The 14,921-nt window shown below is 61.3% G+C and carries 10 protein-coding genes and 2 pseudogenes; 2 read left to right on the top strand and 10 right to left on the bottom strand.

Annotated features, from left to right (window positions below; translation table 11 throughout):
• The first annotated feature begins 194 nt into the window (after positions 1-194).
• Complete coding sequence (locus tag QA646_RS29290; RefSeq protein WP_283054764.1) at positions 195-452, top strand: WGR domain-containing protein; 258 nt, start codon at positions 195-197, stop codon at positions 450-452.
• A 535-nt stretch (positions 453-987) separates the two neighbouring features.
• On the opposite strand, the gene QA646_RS29285 is transcribed toward QA646_RS29290, so the two are convergent.
• The 8 genes from QA646_RS29285 to QA646_RS29250 all read right to left on the bottom strand — a co-directional run bounded on the left by QA646_RS29285 (position 988) and on the right by QA646_RS29250 (position 8,039).
• On the bottom strand, positions 988-1,161 hold the full coding sequence (locus tag QA646_RS29285; protein ID WP_283060798.1) for a hypothetical protein: 174 nt from the start codon (positions 1,159-1,161) through the stop codon (positions 988-990).
• Between the two features lie 802 nt (positions 1,162-1,963).
• Positions 1,964-2,275, bottom strand: coding sequence for a DUF736 domain-containing protein (locus QA646_RS29280; RefSeq protein WP_283060797.1), 312 nt, complete (start codon positions 2,273-2,275; stop codon positions 1,964-1,966).
• Positions 2,276-2,831: 556 nt separating this feature from the next.
• On the bottom strand, positions 2,832-3,818 hold the full coding sequence (locus tag QA646_RS29275; RefSeq protein ID WP_283060795.1) for a zincin-like metallopeptidase domain-containing protein: 987 nt from the start codon (positions 3,816-3,818) through the stop codon (positions 2,832-2,834).
• Positions 3,819-4,118: 300 nt separating this feature from the next.
• Positions 4,119-4,709: a hypothetical protein gene (locus tag QA646_RS29270; protein WP_283060794.1), complete on the bottom strand. Its 591-nt coding sequence runs from the start codon at positions 4,707-4,709 to the stop codon at positions 4,119-4,121.
• A gap of 245 nt (positions 4,710-4,954) precedes the next feature.
• Positions 4,955-5,170 carry a hypothetical protein gene (locus QA646_RS29265; protein ID WP_283061039.1) on the bottom strand — a complete coding sequence of 72 codons (216 nt, stop codon included), beginning with the start codon at positions 5,168-5,170 and terminating at the stop codon, positions 4,955-4,957.
• Positions 5,171-5,227: 57 nt separating this feature from the next.
• Positions 5,228-5,704 (bottom strand): hypothetical protein, encoded by a 477-nt coding sequence (locus QA646_RS29260; protein ID WP_283060792.1) that lies wholly within the window; start codon positions 5,702-5,704, stop codon positions 5,228-5,230.
• A gap of 92 nt (positions 5,705-5,796) precedes the next feature.
• On the bottom strand, positions 5,797-7,572 hold the full coding sequence (locus QA646_RS29255; RefSeq protein ID WP_283060791.1) for a ParB/RepB/Spo0J family partition protein: 1,776 nt from the start codon (positions 7,570-7,572) through the stop codon (positions 5,797-5,799).
• Positions 7,573-7,844: 272 nt separating this feature from the next.
• Positions 7,845-8,039: a hypothetical protein gene (locus QA646_RS29250; protein WP_283060790.1), complete on the bottom strand. Its 195-nt coding sequence runs from the start codon at positions 8,037-8,039 to the stop codon at positions 7,845-7,847.
• 63 nt (positions 8,040-8,102) lie between these two features.
• On the opposite strand from QA646_RS29250, the pseudogene QA646_RS29245 reads away from it, so the two are divergent.
• A pseudogene (locus QA646_RS29245) lies at positions 8,103-8,531 on the top strand (transposase); the annotation flags it as partial.
• A gap of 11 nt (positions 8,532-8,542) precedes the next feature.
• Here QA646_RS29245 and QA646_RS29240 read toward each other — a convergent pair.
• Entirely contained in the window at positions 8,543-9,064 is a 522-nt protein-coding gene (locus tag QA646_RS29240; protein ID WP_283060789.1) for a hypothetical protein, read from the bottom strand.
• A 511-nt stretch (positions 9,065-9,575) separates the two neighbouring features.
• Positions 9,576-14,667, bottom strand: a pseudogene (locus QA646_RS29235) (N-6 DNA methylase).
• Positions 14,668-14,921 lie beyond the last annotated feature (254 nt).

The following is a 14,921-nucleotide window of genomic DNA, read 5'->3' as shown; positions in this document are numbered from 1 at the left end:
ATTCCGCCGCAACAATCGTCGGTACCGGAATGGGCGCAGGCCGACGCGCGCTTCGTGAGCGCAGCGGCAAGCATGTGCCGAAGGCTCCCCTCCAGGCCCGACGTTCGCATATCATCACCGATGTGAATCGATCCCTGCCGACCGATTCATAAGTGTCGTTGGACGTGAGTACTGGGATCAGCAATTCTGATCTCATGTTATCTCAACCCTATAACCTTTATGTCGAACGCTTGGACGACAGGAGAAACATGGCACGCTATTATGCGATGTCGATCGAACCGAACCTGTTCGGAGACATCTGTCTGTTGCGCAGGTGGGGTCGGATCGGATCGAAGGGACAGATGATGGTGCACCATTTCGGACGGGAAGACGAAGCCGTCCAGCTGTTTCTCGATGTGCTCCGTCAGAAGCGAAAACGCGGTTATCGGCCGCGCCCTCCGGGATCCGATTAAGAAGCGGATATTGATTGCGAATTTTTCCGATTTTTCGGACCAGGCTGGGGCGGAGAATTGCGGAATTCGGTAGTAGATGTCATCAGCCGAAGGGAGTGCGTGGCAGCTTCGCGCCACCGGCGTCGACTTCCGGTTTCGCCGGTCAGCGTGAATCGCGCCACCGCTCAACAGCGGTCGTGTCACAGTGCCGACAATCAATATTCTCTGACCGATACTGAGGCATCATCGCAAAATCCCGAACCGACCTTCTCGACACGGCCCCCTGATTTGCCGCTAAGATTGTGTGAGGTTCACCAAGGTCTCCGGCAATACTCCGTCATACTCCATCGCATCCGCCGCTTTTTTGGACTTCATAAATTCCGCCACGATCTGATCATATCGGATGGAAAAGTCGGGGTAGCGGGCGAGGGGTGCAATCCCTGACAGCGGGAGGCCTGGGTCGATGCGGCGAACCCCTCATGAAACAGGCAAACAGCCCAAAAGCGGGCTGTTTTTCGATGCCTCCGTTCTGTTCGGCGTCGGTGCTATCGTCCCGTCATTCGGGCGGCTCCTTCTCGGCGATCATCTCCTCAAACTGGCGGTCGATTGCTGCTTGCTCGATGAGGAGCTTGTCGAGTTCTGTTCGTGCGGTGGCGCGTTCCCTGGGCGTGAGGATGCAGGCAGCGAGTTCGGTGCGTAGCTGTTGGATTTGGTCGTAGATGGTAAGCATGAGTCTCTCTCCTGTTTGAAGACGAGAGACGTGCACTATGCCGGACTGGATTGGGTCGAGGATCGCCATAGGCGACCGGCGGAGCCGGCGAGTGGGGGAGCCAAAATGCGCAGCATTTTGGGGGTACCGCTCGTGCTCGAGGCGGTCTGGTCCGGCATTGTACACTGGGATATCTGAAGTGACAGACCTTTGGTTCTCACGGTTTCATTCATAGACGTGCCAACCGCTTGCCTAGACGCTGGTGGGATGCTTGGGGGATCATCACAGCACAAGCAAGCGGCTGCCGGTTATTCAGCCGTATTCTTCCACTCGTTGGTTTGCCAGAACTTCAGCATCAAGCACGCCATCCAATTCGCGCCGCCTGGAAGCCTGCTAGGACAGGAGTTGCTCCACCAAGTCTCATATCCCTCCCCACGGGCTACACCAAGGTCTTGCGCCAGCTTAGGATTCTGTTTTCCCAGACAGGCGAGCGCCTTCTCCGCGTCGACCGCTGCTTGAAAAGCCTTGGATCCTGTCGCGAGCAAATGATTTTGCTCCTGAAGCTGCCCGATCAAAACCCGAATTTAAAGCAGTCTGTGGTTTTGCGATGAAAGCACCGCGACGAGACAATCAGGCTCCTTCTTGGAAATCCATTCTAGTCGCGTCCTGAGGCCGGGATTTCTTCCCGGCGCAGTAGCGGCATCTGAGCAGACATTTTCCGGATTCATATCGCCGTCGAAAAGGTCGACGGCGGGCTCGATGCCACCTACCGGCTTGTCTTTGTGGCTGGTTGGCCCCGCCTTGGCGGCGGGGCCTCCGGGCCTCAGTCCCGGTTGGGGCGCGACCAGATCAGCTGGTAGCCGTCCTCACCCTCGACCTCCGTGAGCGTCGCGTAGATCGGGGCCGGGAAGCTCGGGTCGTCGAGCTTGACCGAGAGATAGTCGCGGTCCGTCTCAGCGGAGCGCTTCTGCCAGGCGGCGCCCAGCTCGACATTGCCCGCGTAGATGCGGAAGTGCGGGCCTTTGTCGGAGGGGTTTTCGATGCGGGCTATGCGGGCTTTGACGTTGAGGGCCAGGGTGCGGATCGCGCCGTTGAAGCCAGTTTCGGAGGTGGTGAAAGTGCCGATAGTTGCCATTGTCGTATTCCTTTCGCTGTTTCGGGCCACGCCCATCGCGGCCTCGATGGCTGTCGCAAGGATCGGGGACGATCGGACCGCACCTGAAAGGCCGGAATGGAATGGAGGGCGGCCAGGAGAAACTTTCTTGTTCCGCGAGGAATGAGCGCATAGCGCTCAGGGGAAGGAAGTTTTGGAAGGCCGTTGCGGGAAGACGATCGAGGCGAAGCCGGTCTTCGATCAGACAAGCCTCATCGAGCCCGCGAAGGACGTGGCCGGCGCGGTGATTGAAGGAAAATGGCAATGGCAACTGCTCACTGACGGCCTGCCCGGACCTTGCTACGGTGGGTGCGCTCCCCTGTCCGCATGTTAAAATCGAAGTCCCAGAACAGCCGGCGCGGGGCGTTGCGCTGCCATTCTTCGCGAAATCGTCTCGCGCTTGTGATTCGTCGTCTGGAGGATCAAGCGTCAGCAGACAAAGTCATTAACCCCGAAATCAAGCCGTCTGGAGCTCAGCCGATCGACCGGAAAGCTTCGGTCTGAGGCAAACTGGACCGCACGACCGACCCTGACACGCTCACCAACGGATCGGCAAGAGTTCCGGCCGCGTGCGAGGGCAACGACCGATGCTGATGAGCCTCACGCGGTAAGACCGTTCGTCGGCGCCTTCGGGCTGCAGGGAGTGCAGGAAGGTTACGGCCTGCTGCGCATGCGCCGCCGCCTGAAAGATCACCCGTCTGTCGGTGGACAAGACCTCGAGCCAGCAGGCAAGGTACGAGGCATGATCGGGGCGGGGCTCGAGCTCGGGAGCAATCCCGAGGTCGGCACAAAGGAAGCAGCTGCCGAGTTCGGCGATCAGTTCCTCGCGGGCACGCTCGGTCTTGTCCTTGGCATAGCGGCTGAGGTCACGACCGACGCGGTGGGCCGGCGCCGTCCAATGGGTGACCTCATGACTCAAGGTCGCGTAATAGCTTGCCGGGTCCTTGAAGCTCTCGAACGGCGGCATCTGGATTATATCGGCGGACGGCGCAAAGTATGCTTGGTTGCCGCCATGGCGGATTGCAGCACCGGTGTTGCGAAAGTACCGATCGGCATTCTCGATGCGCGCGGCCCGATCGAGGACCGGCGCCTGCCGGTGACGATATTGGTCGGGAAGTCCGTCGATCTGTTCGGCGTTGAAGACGCTGTAGGCTTTCAGGAAAGGGATCTCCCGTTCGAGCTCACCACCATTCCCATCGGTTTCGGATTTAATGAAACGGCTGGCGAAGACGACGGTTGTGCCGGTCTCGCCTTTGCGGACGGCAGCTCCCAGTTCGAGGGCCTGCCTGAACGTCATCCACGTGGATGACGTATATCCTCGGGCGATACCTTCCGACCAAAGAAGCAGCACGTTAACGCCAGAATACGACTGCCCGTTGTAACGCAGCGGTTGAGTAATGCGGCCAGCCGTGTTCGCCGTGTTCCATGGCTTCATCCAGGGCCGCACGCCTTTCGCCAAGTCTTCAACGATCTTGTCGGTGATGCGGCTGTAGAGATCGACACGCTGTTTTTCTGTACTGCTCATATCTTAGCCTCCGTTTGAAGCCGCGCCCGTCGCGGCCCATTGCGGAGGGACGAAGGGCAGGAGCAAGTCAGCCGGTGGATGCACAGGAACGGCCGCAACGAAGTGAAGGACGGCGGAGCCGTTGCATCCGCCGGCGGCTCCTGCAGACCCGACGAACGGAACGGGCCGCCGGGCGCGCCATCGTCTTGTTTCGTTTCCTCGGTTGGCCAGGTCGCCGACATGAAAACAGGCCGGCTCCGCCTTGGAGTCGGCCCTACGGGTGTTGATGGGAAAGGCGGCACCGGAGCCCAGCCCGCAAGGCTAGTCGAAGGCCGATATCTGGGCTTCTGCAGCCTTACGGCTCAGCGTTGTGCCCGGGTGTTCGACCGGTCTATCGAACGGCTTCCAGGTCTCGCCGATCACCTGCGCATAAGCGGCGACGGCACCTTCGGCCGCCATTCTGAGCGAATGAGCCTGAATGCCCATGTCGGCGGCGAATTCCCGCTTGCGTTGGGCGGCGCTGTCATAACCGACCGGACCGTCAAGGTCCTCGTCCCGAGCGTCGTTGGCGGCCTTGGCCGTGGCATCCCGCGCCTCGGTGACCGCGCGGCTGTAGAACTGACCGGCGCCGTGGGCAGAGCCTACGAAGGCGCCGACGATGCGCTGCATGTGGATCTGCATCGCTTTGTCGCCAAGTCCCTCCCCGAGCGCATCGGCGGTCTCGATGACCAGCCGTTCATGCAGGTCGCGGATGCCGTCGCTGTCGATGACTGTAGTTCCGAAACTCTCGGCGATCTTCAGCGCTTGGCTGGCGTCCGGGCATGTCAGCCGGACCATCTCGATGGTGGCGCCCTTGCGCAGTTGTACGGCGCGCGAGGATTGGCGCGAGGAGGGGGGAGCGGGTTTGGCCATGGTCGTTTCCTTTCGAGGTCGTCCGAAATAGCTCCGGCCCCATGCCGGCTTGCCTTTCGGTGCGGTCATCCCGAACCGGAGGAAGACGGGCGTTTCAGGGTCCGGCCCTGCCTGGACGAGCGGAGCCGGCTTGAGTGCCAAGAGGGCAACCTGCCCTCGAACGAGCACGCGAGCCTGCTCCGAGAAGACGGCGGGGTCCGGCCGCCCGCGGCGCGCCAGCGGCCTTGAAGCGCACGTCCGCCGGTTCAGACCGCAGTAAAACCGAAGGGCGATCCGGCACGGGGAGAACCATGGAGTTCCTCGAACGAAACGCCAGGCGCCCCGCTTGTCGCTGGGAGGGCTTCAAGCGCCCGCGACCCGCGCCAGGCACTGGCGAGGAAATATCGGCCATCACGGACCGCAACCATGGCGAAGACGATCGTCGAGGCGCGCGACAACCAATCCGTCGGCGCTTCTGCCAAACTCTAACCCTGAAGCGTCAGGGGTGGAGACTTCGGAGGAATATAGAGGGAGCATAATCATTCCGCGGCCCTCCCTTCGACGTGATCGGCTGCGACCTCGTCGGCTGTCACCTCCTCGACAATGGCGTGGGGATAGCGATTGCGGATGAGCCATTCTTCGGCCGCCTGCCGGTTGTCCGCCAGGTGAATGAGCTCGGCGCTCGACCCGGCCCGATCGAAGACGCGAACAGATCCGAGCGCCGGACGCTCTACGACTTGGAATGTCAGATTGCTGTCGAGCGAAAAGGTCCGGTGGATACGGATGGCAATGACACCGTTTGCGCCGAGATCGCCCTCATGCAACGTGAAATACGGTGACAGGCTCGTGGGGCCGACGTTGCGCTCGCCTTCCTTTCGGATCAACCGGCCCTGGCTGTTGCAGGTCTTCCACGCGGCGAGCTTTTTCTTGAATCGCGCGGGTGGCCGTGGGGTGCCATCCGACCAGGCGACGATGGAGCCGATCGGGGCGAGGCGATAGATCAGAGACGCGGACATTGCGCATCCTCCTTCAGATTTTGGGGTTGTGGAAACGAAACCGCCGCCAGGGCAACCGGCGGCGGAAGGTCAAGCGGAGGAGCTCGGTGCGGCTATTCCGCTGCAATCCCGTGGGCGGTTTCCTCCTGGTCGCAGGCGTGATCGGTGGCAGGCTCGCCGACGTGGTCCTCGTCAACCGCCGCCGGCGGATCGAACCGGTCGAGACCGACACCGTCGCCCTGTGCACCTTCGCTGCCATTGCCGATGGCAGCATGAGGGGAGCTTTCTTCCTCCTCGGGGCCATCGGCGTACTTCATGAAATCGGCGATGTCCTTCGGATCCGGTGCGAACAGCGCCGCGGGAAGAACAAAGGCTGCGTCGGCCGATGCGAAGTGGTCGGCGAGGGCTGCGCGGGTTTCACGGACGCGTGCCTTCGGGGCCATATTGACCGACTTAGCGGCGGCCTCCAGCGCCTGGCGCGACAGACACAGCAGGAAATCCTCCGTTCCCATGTTCGGGAGGAAACCATCCGCGCCAATCGCGTCACCGGCAATGCGCGAGACGACACCGCTATTCGACATGCCGCGCCGGCAAGAGAGCACATCGATGAGGACGGAGCGGGCCGCGACCCGCACGCTGTCCATATCGAACGCCAACCTGCCGTCTGCGGAATAGAGGCGCGCGACGTGACGCTGGAACCGCTCCGTCCCGAACACGGTATCGTTGGCGCCGGAATCGACCCGGACATTGGTGCCGGCGAAGGCCATGACCAAGAGGACCATCAGCATGTCGTCTTCGATTGGGGCGCGGGCCAGCGCCTCGTGCAGCGCGTCGGTCCGGAAGTCGCCGATCATGTCCTGACCCTTCTGCGTGACCTCGGGCCTGGTCTTCCCAACGACACCAGTGTCGTCATCGGCTTCTGTCGAAGCGTCACCGGCGGGACCGGGGCGCCTATCGGTTTTCCTTGGCTCCGGCATCCGGTAGTGGACGCTTTGCACCTTGCCCTCGCGATCGAGATACATTGCGGTGCAATCGCCTTTGCCGGGCTTGCCGTAAACGCGTTCGGCCTTCTTCGGCAGTTCCGGCTGGCCCCAATTGTTGACCTCGACGATCGCCGCCTTCCTGGGAAGGTTGCCCGTCATCCATTCCTGCTGGGCGCCGAGGAAAGCCTCGACATTGGTGGTGTAGCGATTGTCCTCATCCGCCGGTCCGAACAGATCCTCCGCCCACTCGATACCGTAAGCGAGGCGAAGGTCGTCGGCAAAACTTGCATCGCGGGCATACATTCGGGTCTTAGAGAGGCCGTTGGCGATCTGCCACCAGGCCGCCGTGTCACCCTTTTTCGGCTTGTGAGCTTTCCAGACCTCTTTCTGCTCCTCGGTCGAGGCGGCCGCGATCGTTCTTAGCTGCTGCTCGTTCGGCATATCGCCGTTTGCCATCTGATCGAGCATGGAAGGCAGGACATTGGCGAGCAGACGAAGCTTACGGATCTGCCGGGCGGGAAGGGCAAGCGCCACGGCGACCGCTTCCTCGGTCCAGCCGAGCGCGACCAGCCGCTCGATGCCCCTCCATTGGTCGACGGGATTGAGCGGCTCGCGAGCAATATTCTCGACCATCGAGCGCATGGCGCCGTTGTCGTTGGCCGCGTCCACGACGATCACATCGATTTCCTCGAGACCGGCGGTGATCGCCATGCGGGTGCGCCGGTGACCGGCTTCGATGATGTAACCGTTGCCGCCGGCTTCCGGGAAAATAACCGGCGGCTGGATCACGCCGACGGCCTTGATCGTCGCCAAAAGCAGGGCGTCGGCCTGCGGCGTCGACTTCGATTGGCGCGCGTTATCAGGGTTGTCCTTCAGCGCACGCGGATCGACCTTCATCAGTTGCATGGGATGCTCCTTTTCGGGGATTGGACACGGCCCTCTGCCTGCCCTTCTCTCGCGTCTTCATTCTTTTCGAAGACACTTCCCGGACCGCGGAGCGGGCGGCCGGGTGCAACTGCGGCCGAGCATTGCTGCCGCGAAGGACGAGCGGGGCTGACAGCCCTGCGAAGGACGAGTGGCGGGATGCGGAGGCGGCGGTTGAGCGTCAGCGGCGACCGGCGGACGGCTCTGCGACCGGCTCATCTCCCTCTTCCTTCTTTTCTCTCAAGGTCGCAGCCCTATCGGCAAGATTTTTCATGATCGGCGCGGTCGAAGTCCGAGACAGAAAGTACCCTATGCGCCGCCGCCTCCAACGGATCGTCAACATCGACCGTGAGAGCCTGCATGCCTTCATCCGGAAGAATACCGCTGTGGGGAGCATTCTCCTCACCGATGGAAGCAACGCCTATAGGCGTGTGCAGCATCGCGAGCATGTGGTGTTCAACCTAAGTTTGGCTGACGGTCCCGCCCGCGCATGAAGCCCTTCCCCCTGGGTTCATCGCCTTTTCTCCAACTTCAAGCGGTTGGCCTATGGGACGTATCACGGTGTCCGCGACAAGCACATCGACATCTACGCCAACGAGTTTGTCTTCCGTTGGGACCGTCGCAGACACTTTCAGACCAACGTCGACACGATCCTCAGCATCGGCCAGCGGATCGGATATTCCTACGAATACCATTGCGACGTCTTCGACGCACTCGATGCGGTCAGATGGGAAGAGAAAAAGCACCGCTACCGCCGCCGGAAGGCGATCTGCGCTCCCTCGCAGGCGTCCGGGCGAGGAGCGAAACACGAGGCGGTTGTCTGCCCGCCGAGCCTCGCTCTGGAGGAAATCGAAATGGGCTACCTTCGACACGTTCCAGTCGAATCGAGGATTGCAGGTTCCGGACGGTCTGCAGATCAAACCCCAAAAATCATCGCCTGAAATATGATCTGCTAATTGCAAGCGCGAACGGAAGGCTCTGCTTCTTTGGGAAAGTCGACCTCCGACCAAGTCCAATCATCTGCAGGAACTGAGAGCTGTCCACAGCGAACCAAAATTTCACCTTCGAGGTCTAGGTCTTCAGCGTCCACAGTTCTCGCAAAGGCATCCACGTCGATGAAGATATCCAGTTCCGACGCCAGCTTCCTGATGACGATGCCGCTCTCGAATTGGTCAGCATGCTGGAAGGCCCATGCTGCGTCAGTGGTCCAACTTTCGATCAAATCGCTCGATCTCGGTTGGATCGAGAGCGAGCCGTCTTGCAGACGCTGCCCCTTCCTTAAGTCGTAGCCTCGATAAAGAAGAACGTCTGCCGCTGGCCCAGTTAGTGATGCCACATCGTTTTCAAATTCAAGGAGCTGCTTGCTTAAAGATTTCTTCTTGGAGGTGTACTCGCTGGAAAAGACAGGATCGTTTTCAATCCAGTCTACCAATAGGGTGTGAAGGCGATCCAAGTTGTTGGCATCAGTGACCATACGATAAACTACAATCCCCGTCCCCCGATACTGCTTATCGATGCCAAATCAAAATGCGACGCAAAGCCTTTGACCACCTTCCGATAAAGCATCGGTGGATTAAATGACGGCCGCTGTCGTTGCACACGACAGGTCGAGGCGAATCTGTCCCGTTCGCTTGAGTTGCTTCTTCGCTGCTACGACCGCTGACAGCAATCTTAGCACCTTTCAGGGCTACAGGTGCCGCAGCAAGAACCTTTGCGCCATTGCTGGTATGGACCTGTGCGAACGGGATAAGCCTTTAAAAAAATGGGCCAGCGGAAACCGCGGCCCATGAAGTGTGAAGGTCAACAAACCTCCAGAGGGAACAGCTGTTGCGGCGGCACTGGGAGGAGCTGCCACCATGTGCATCAGCCATGCGCAGAATGCCTGTTTTTTGACCGAATGGCAAAGCGATTATTGTGCAATGCAGCTATGCGCATGCTGCGTCGCTCCTAAAATCCTACCGAGAAGCTAAGCCATGGCGTTGTCATCAGGCAGCCTCTGACGCTTCCCCGCGCACCGCGGCCGCCAGCGCCTGGTCGATATCCCGGCGCTGCCGACGCTTGTCGGCGAGTTCATCACCGAATGCGAACACGCCGCCCTCGCGCGTGCGATAGGAGGCAAGACGCCCTTCGGCCTCGTGCAGTCGAAGCCGGTAATGCTCCTGATCCTCGCCAAAACGGTGGAGCGCGTGTTCCAACCGCGAAACGGCACCCAGCGGCGTCACGGTGACAGGGAGATCGAGCTCCTCGGTCGTGCCGGTGCGCTGAAGAAGGGTGGTGTAATAATAGCCATCGCGCCTGCCGGGCCGCTCGCCATGATAGTCCAGGTGAAAGCCTCCGATCGAGGCGATTCTCATTTCACCTTCCTGTTGCAACTGCACCAGAGTGAGGATTTCTTTCATCAGCGCGCGGCCGGCGAGCCTGCGCTCGTCGTAAGCCTTGCCCATCACCGTCATGGCGAAGGCATCGCCAGCCGTCGGGGTGAGGCGCTCTATGTCCTTGCCGATCTCGCTGATACGCCGGATCGATACCTCGATATCGCGCTCGGCGTCGCGGATCTGTCGGCGTACCGCATATTGATCCTCGTCGTGAGCGGCAAGCAGCCGTTCGAGGCGGGCAATGTCGGCCTCAAGTCCCGCCTTCTGCATCAGTCGTTCATCGCCGCTGGCAATCGCCTTGGCCATGGCGAACTGGTTTGCGGCCCCTTCACGGAGATCTTCCAGCCTGCGGATCGAAGTGTCGCCGGAAAGCGCTGCGGCAATGAAGCGGGCCTTGCGCTCGTTGCTCTGCCACATGCTGGCATCGAGCGAGCCTTGGGTGGCATAGGCGAAGATATCAACCTCGTCATGCTGGTTTCCCTGCCGCACGATCCGGCCCTCCCGCTGTTCGATCTGCGAAGGCAGCCAGGGGACGTCGAGATGATGCAACGCCTTGAGACGGAGCTGGGCGTTGACACCGGTCCCCATCGTGTCCGACGAGCCGATCAGGAAGCGGACCTTGCCGGCGCGGACGTCGGCGAACAGACGCTGCTTGGCCTCGGTCTTCTTGTAGTCCTGCATGAAGGCGATTTCCGATAGCGGAACACCCATGCGCACAAGTTCGTCCTTGATCCAGCGGTAAGCTGAAAAGCCTCTGCTCTTCTCGACATTGATGGTGCCGAGATCGGAAAAGATCATCTGCGCCGCCCCGGGGAGATCGAAGGCTTTGCCGTCGGGTCGCACAAATGTGCTTTGCGACGTTTCCCGCCAGATGCGGAAGGCGTTCTGGACGAGCAGGTTGAGCTTGTTGTCCGGCTCGTTGTCATTGTCCGCGTCGACCAGGCGGAGATCGATGGCGGCATGTCGACCGTCGGTGATGACGGAGAGCAGGATGTCATCGCCGGGCTGCGCCGGCCCCTCGCGCATCTCGATCGCCTTGATGCGGGCATCAAGGATAGTCTGATAATTTCTGAAGGCCTGCGTCGGCTTGGCCGTCAGGATCTGCCGCCCGCCGCTGGAGATGTTGGGCACCTTGACGTATTCGCGCAGATCCTCGGGCATCACCACGTCGGCGAAGCTGCGGAACATGGAGATCAGTTCAGGCACGTTGACGAAGGAGGCAAAGCGGCTGACGGGCTTGTATTTGCCGGACGGCTGGATCTCCAGTTCCGTCGTCGTGTCGCCGAAGGTCGAGGCCCAGGCATCGAATTCGTGCAGTCCGCGCTCGGCGAGTGCGGCGTGCCCAAGAAGGCGCTGGATCGAAAACATCTCACCGAGCGTGTTGGTGATCGGCGTCCCGGATGCCAGAACCAGAGCGCGGCCGGGGTTCTTCGTCTCGATGAAATGGGATTTGACGTAGAGGTCCCAGGCACGCTGCGATCCGTTCGGATCGATGCCTTTCAAGGTCGACATCTTGGTGGCGAAGGAAAGCTTGCGGAATTCCTGCGCCTCGTCGACGATAATCTGGTCGACGCCAATCTCCGAGATTGTCAGCAGATCGTCCTTGCGGGTGGAGAGCGCCTCCAGTCGCTCCTTCAGACCCTCCTTGAGCCGCTCCAACCGTTTGCGCGAAACACGGTCCTCGCTGTCGACTTTAGTCAGCAGTTCCTCGTAGAGTTCCAGCTCGTCCTGGATCATTTGCTGTTCAAACGCCGATGGCACGGCGATGAACCGGAATGCCGAATGGGTGATGATGATCGCATCCCAGGTCGCGGTGGCGGCGCGGGAGAGGAAGCGAGCCCGTTTTTCTTTCGAAAAATTCGTCTCGTCGGCGACGAGAATGCGGGCGTTCGGATAAAGCGCCAGGAATTCGCGCGCCGCCTGTGCCAGGCAATGACCAGGCACGACCAGCATCGCCTGGGCGATCAGCCCGAGCCGGCGCTGTTCCATGATCGCGGCCGCCATCGTCATCGTCTTGCCCGCACCGACGGCATGCGCAAGGTAGGTCGATCCCGATGAGATGATCCGCCAGATGCCGCGCTTCTGGTGCCCATAAAGAACAATGGCGCCAGAGGCACCGGGAAGCATAAGATGGGAGCCGTCGAACTTTCGAGGCGCAATGTTGTTAAAGCGATCATTATAGACCCGCGCCAGCCGGTCGGTGCGATCGGGATCGGTCCAGACCCAGTTCTGAAAGGCCGTCTTGATTTTCTGCAGCTTGTCGCGGGCGGCTTCGGTATCGACGACGTTGAGCACCCGCCGCTCGCCGTCCACGTCCTTGAAAACGTCAAAGATCTGAGGCACGCGGCTGTTCAAGGCATCGCCGAGCAGCTCGCCGGCGTGCCGGCGGTCGGTGCCCCATTCCGATGTTCCCGCGGCCATCCAACCGAGCTGCCGAGCCTCGACGGTCCAGGAGCCGAGTTCCGGCATATGATGGATTGCGATCTCCGCACCCATCGTCTCGTGCACGAACTGGACGATATCGACCGCCGGAATCCATGGCGCGCCAAGTCGTGCGGTAATGTCCGACGGACAGAGGTCAGCCGGCTGCACCACCTGGAGCGCACGGACATTGCGTTCGTAGCCGGCATCGAGCCCAGCGGCTGCTTCCGCAACGCCAAGCTTCGTCCGCACTGCGCCGGAAAGATAGGCGTCCGAGGTCTGCCAGGAACCGTCGGTCGGATCGCGAAAGATTGCGTCACCGAGCGCATCGAGAACTGCGTCCGCGTCGCAATGCAGAAGCTCGGCGATATGATCGAGGTCGATGCCCCCGCGCTCGTTGAGGACGACGGCCAAGGCATCGGCGGCGGAGGTGATGACGGGCGGGGAAGGGGGCGCGATGACGCGCTCGGAAAAAATCGGCCCGGGCCTGGCGGTGTCGGTTTCGAGGTCATAGGCCTCGATGGAGGCGACCAGCCAGCAGTCGGGATCATCGCGAAATGGCAGAAGGTTCGGCTGGCGATGGATTTCACGAACCTCGCCCGTCGTCTTATCCTCGATGATCGAAACCGTGGTGTGGTTGATCGGGCCAAAATCGCGCACGAAGCTCGACCAGGCGATGCGCAGCCGCACTTGGCAGTCGCGCCACGGCCGGTCCAGTTCCTGGGCTGTGAGGACGTCTCGCACGGCATCGCGGATCGGGATCAGTTTGCGAATGATCCGGACGTGCTTTTCCGGTGGGCCGTCGCCGCTACGGGGTTTGCGGACCTGCACCGCGAGCGGCGCGCCGTCGACCATCTGCATCAGGCCGTGCCTGTTGTCGATGAAGTAACTGCCTTCACGGGCCCGGTTGCTGTCGGGTTTCAGGTCCAGGATTTCCGCGAGCTCGTCTTCGAGATCGACATCGATTTCGGTCGGCTCGCCATCGTAGATGCCCTCTGGAAGACGCTGAACGGCGGCATTGAGTGCCGTTTCCATGTTCTCGTCGGCGCGGGGCAGGCAGGTGTAGATCTCACCGAAGGGACCGGAGGTCAGCGCGTGCGTGCCGAGCACCGAACCCGGATGTCGCGCGAACCAGCGGTTCACGCGGATCGGGCCCTTCCTCCGCCGTGGCTGGGCGGACTTCGTCAAGATCGAGCCAGGCAAGATCGCCTGGCGGTTCGCCGGCCTTGCGCTTGCGAAAGAACAGGATATCGACGACGACGTCGGTGCCGGCCTCCCGCCGGAAACTGCCTTCCGGCAGGCGAATGGCGCCGACCAGATCGGCGGCTTTTGCGATGTGTTCCCGGCATTTGCTATCGGCTTTGTCCATCGTGCCGGCGCTGGTGACAAAGGCGGCGAGCCCGCCGGGTTTCAAGAGATCGATCGACCGCGCGATGAAGTAATCGTGCAGCCTGAGACCGAGCGAGCGATAGTGCCGGTCGGAGCGAACCGTGCGGTCGGAGAAGGGTGGATTGCCGATAGCTAGGTCGTAGATTTCAGAAAAATCTGTCCGCGCGAAATCCGCATTGATGATGCGCGCCCGTGGCTGCAGCAGCCGCGCGATGCGGGCGGTGACCGGATCGAGCTCTACGCCGGTGAAATAGCTGCAATCACGATACTCCACCGGCATCAAAGCCGGAAAAAGGCCTGTCCCGATACCGGGTTCCAACACCCTGCCGCCGCGCCAGCCGAGCCGCTGCAGGCCGGACCAGATCGCCCGGACGATGTATTCGGGCGTGAAGTGGGCATATTGGGTGCAGCGTGCAAGCGAGGCATAGTCGCTTTTCGTGACCGACGCCTCCAGCAAACCGGCGGGTTCCTCCCAGCCTTGGCGGAAACCGGCCTCACCCGGGCGGCGGAACATGCCGTTGGCGAGCTCAGAGCTGCCGAAACCGGTGAAGCGTATCAGCCTGGCCTGCGCATCACGCGTAGCCGGCCTTTCTTGCCTCTCGATCTCACTGGCTGTGAGAATGGCCGCGATATTCAAACGCGCCCGTTCCCTCCAGGTCGCGGCCAAACCGCGATCGTCGTCTTCGAGGTAGAAGTTGGCGGGCGCTCCCTGCGTTCGTTGCGCCTTTGGAATGGCAGACGGAAGGGCACGCGCGGGGGCAGGGGCAGACGGCGTCGGTTCCGGATCGTCGTCATTCGCGGCAAAACCGCCGAATGCAGTGACCCCGATGCCGAGCCCAGACGAAAGCGGGCTGCCGGCGAAGATATCGAGGGTGAAGGGATCGTTGCTCATTGAAAGCTCCTTGGGATAGCGCGAGTGTCGTCCTCCTGTCGCGAAAGACAGCAGGCGATCCGCAGTGGATGGGAGGAAACGGCGTCCATGCCGCCGGTGTAAGGTCGGCAAAGCGCTGATCGCGCTCGAGGATGACCATCTGAATGGCGTCGGAGGCGAAGACGATGCGACGATGCGCGGCGGCTGGGCTCGCCGCAATCATCGCCTCAAATTATCCAGTAGCAAGGCGTCGATCGGGCGCGGTCGTCGCGCGC

It is taken from the genome of Rhizobium sp. CB3090 (assembly GCF_029714285.1).
Classification (GTDB): domain Bacteria; phylum Pseudomonadota; class Alphaproteobacteria; order Rhizobiales; family Rhizobiaceae; genus Rhizobium.
Note: the sequence above shows the minus strand (reverse complement) of the source record. Positions and strands in the feature narration are given on the sequence as shown.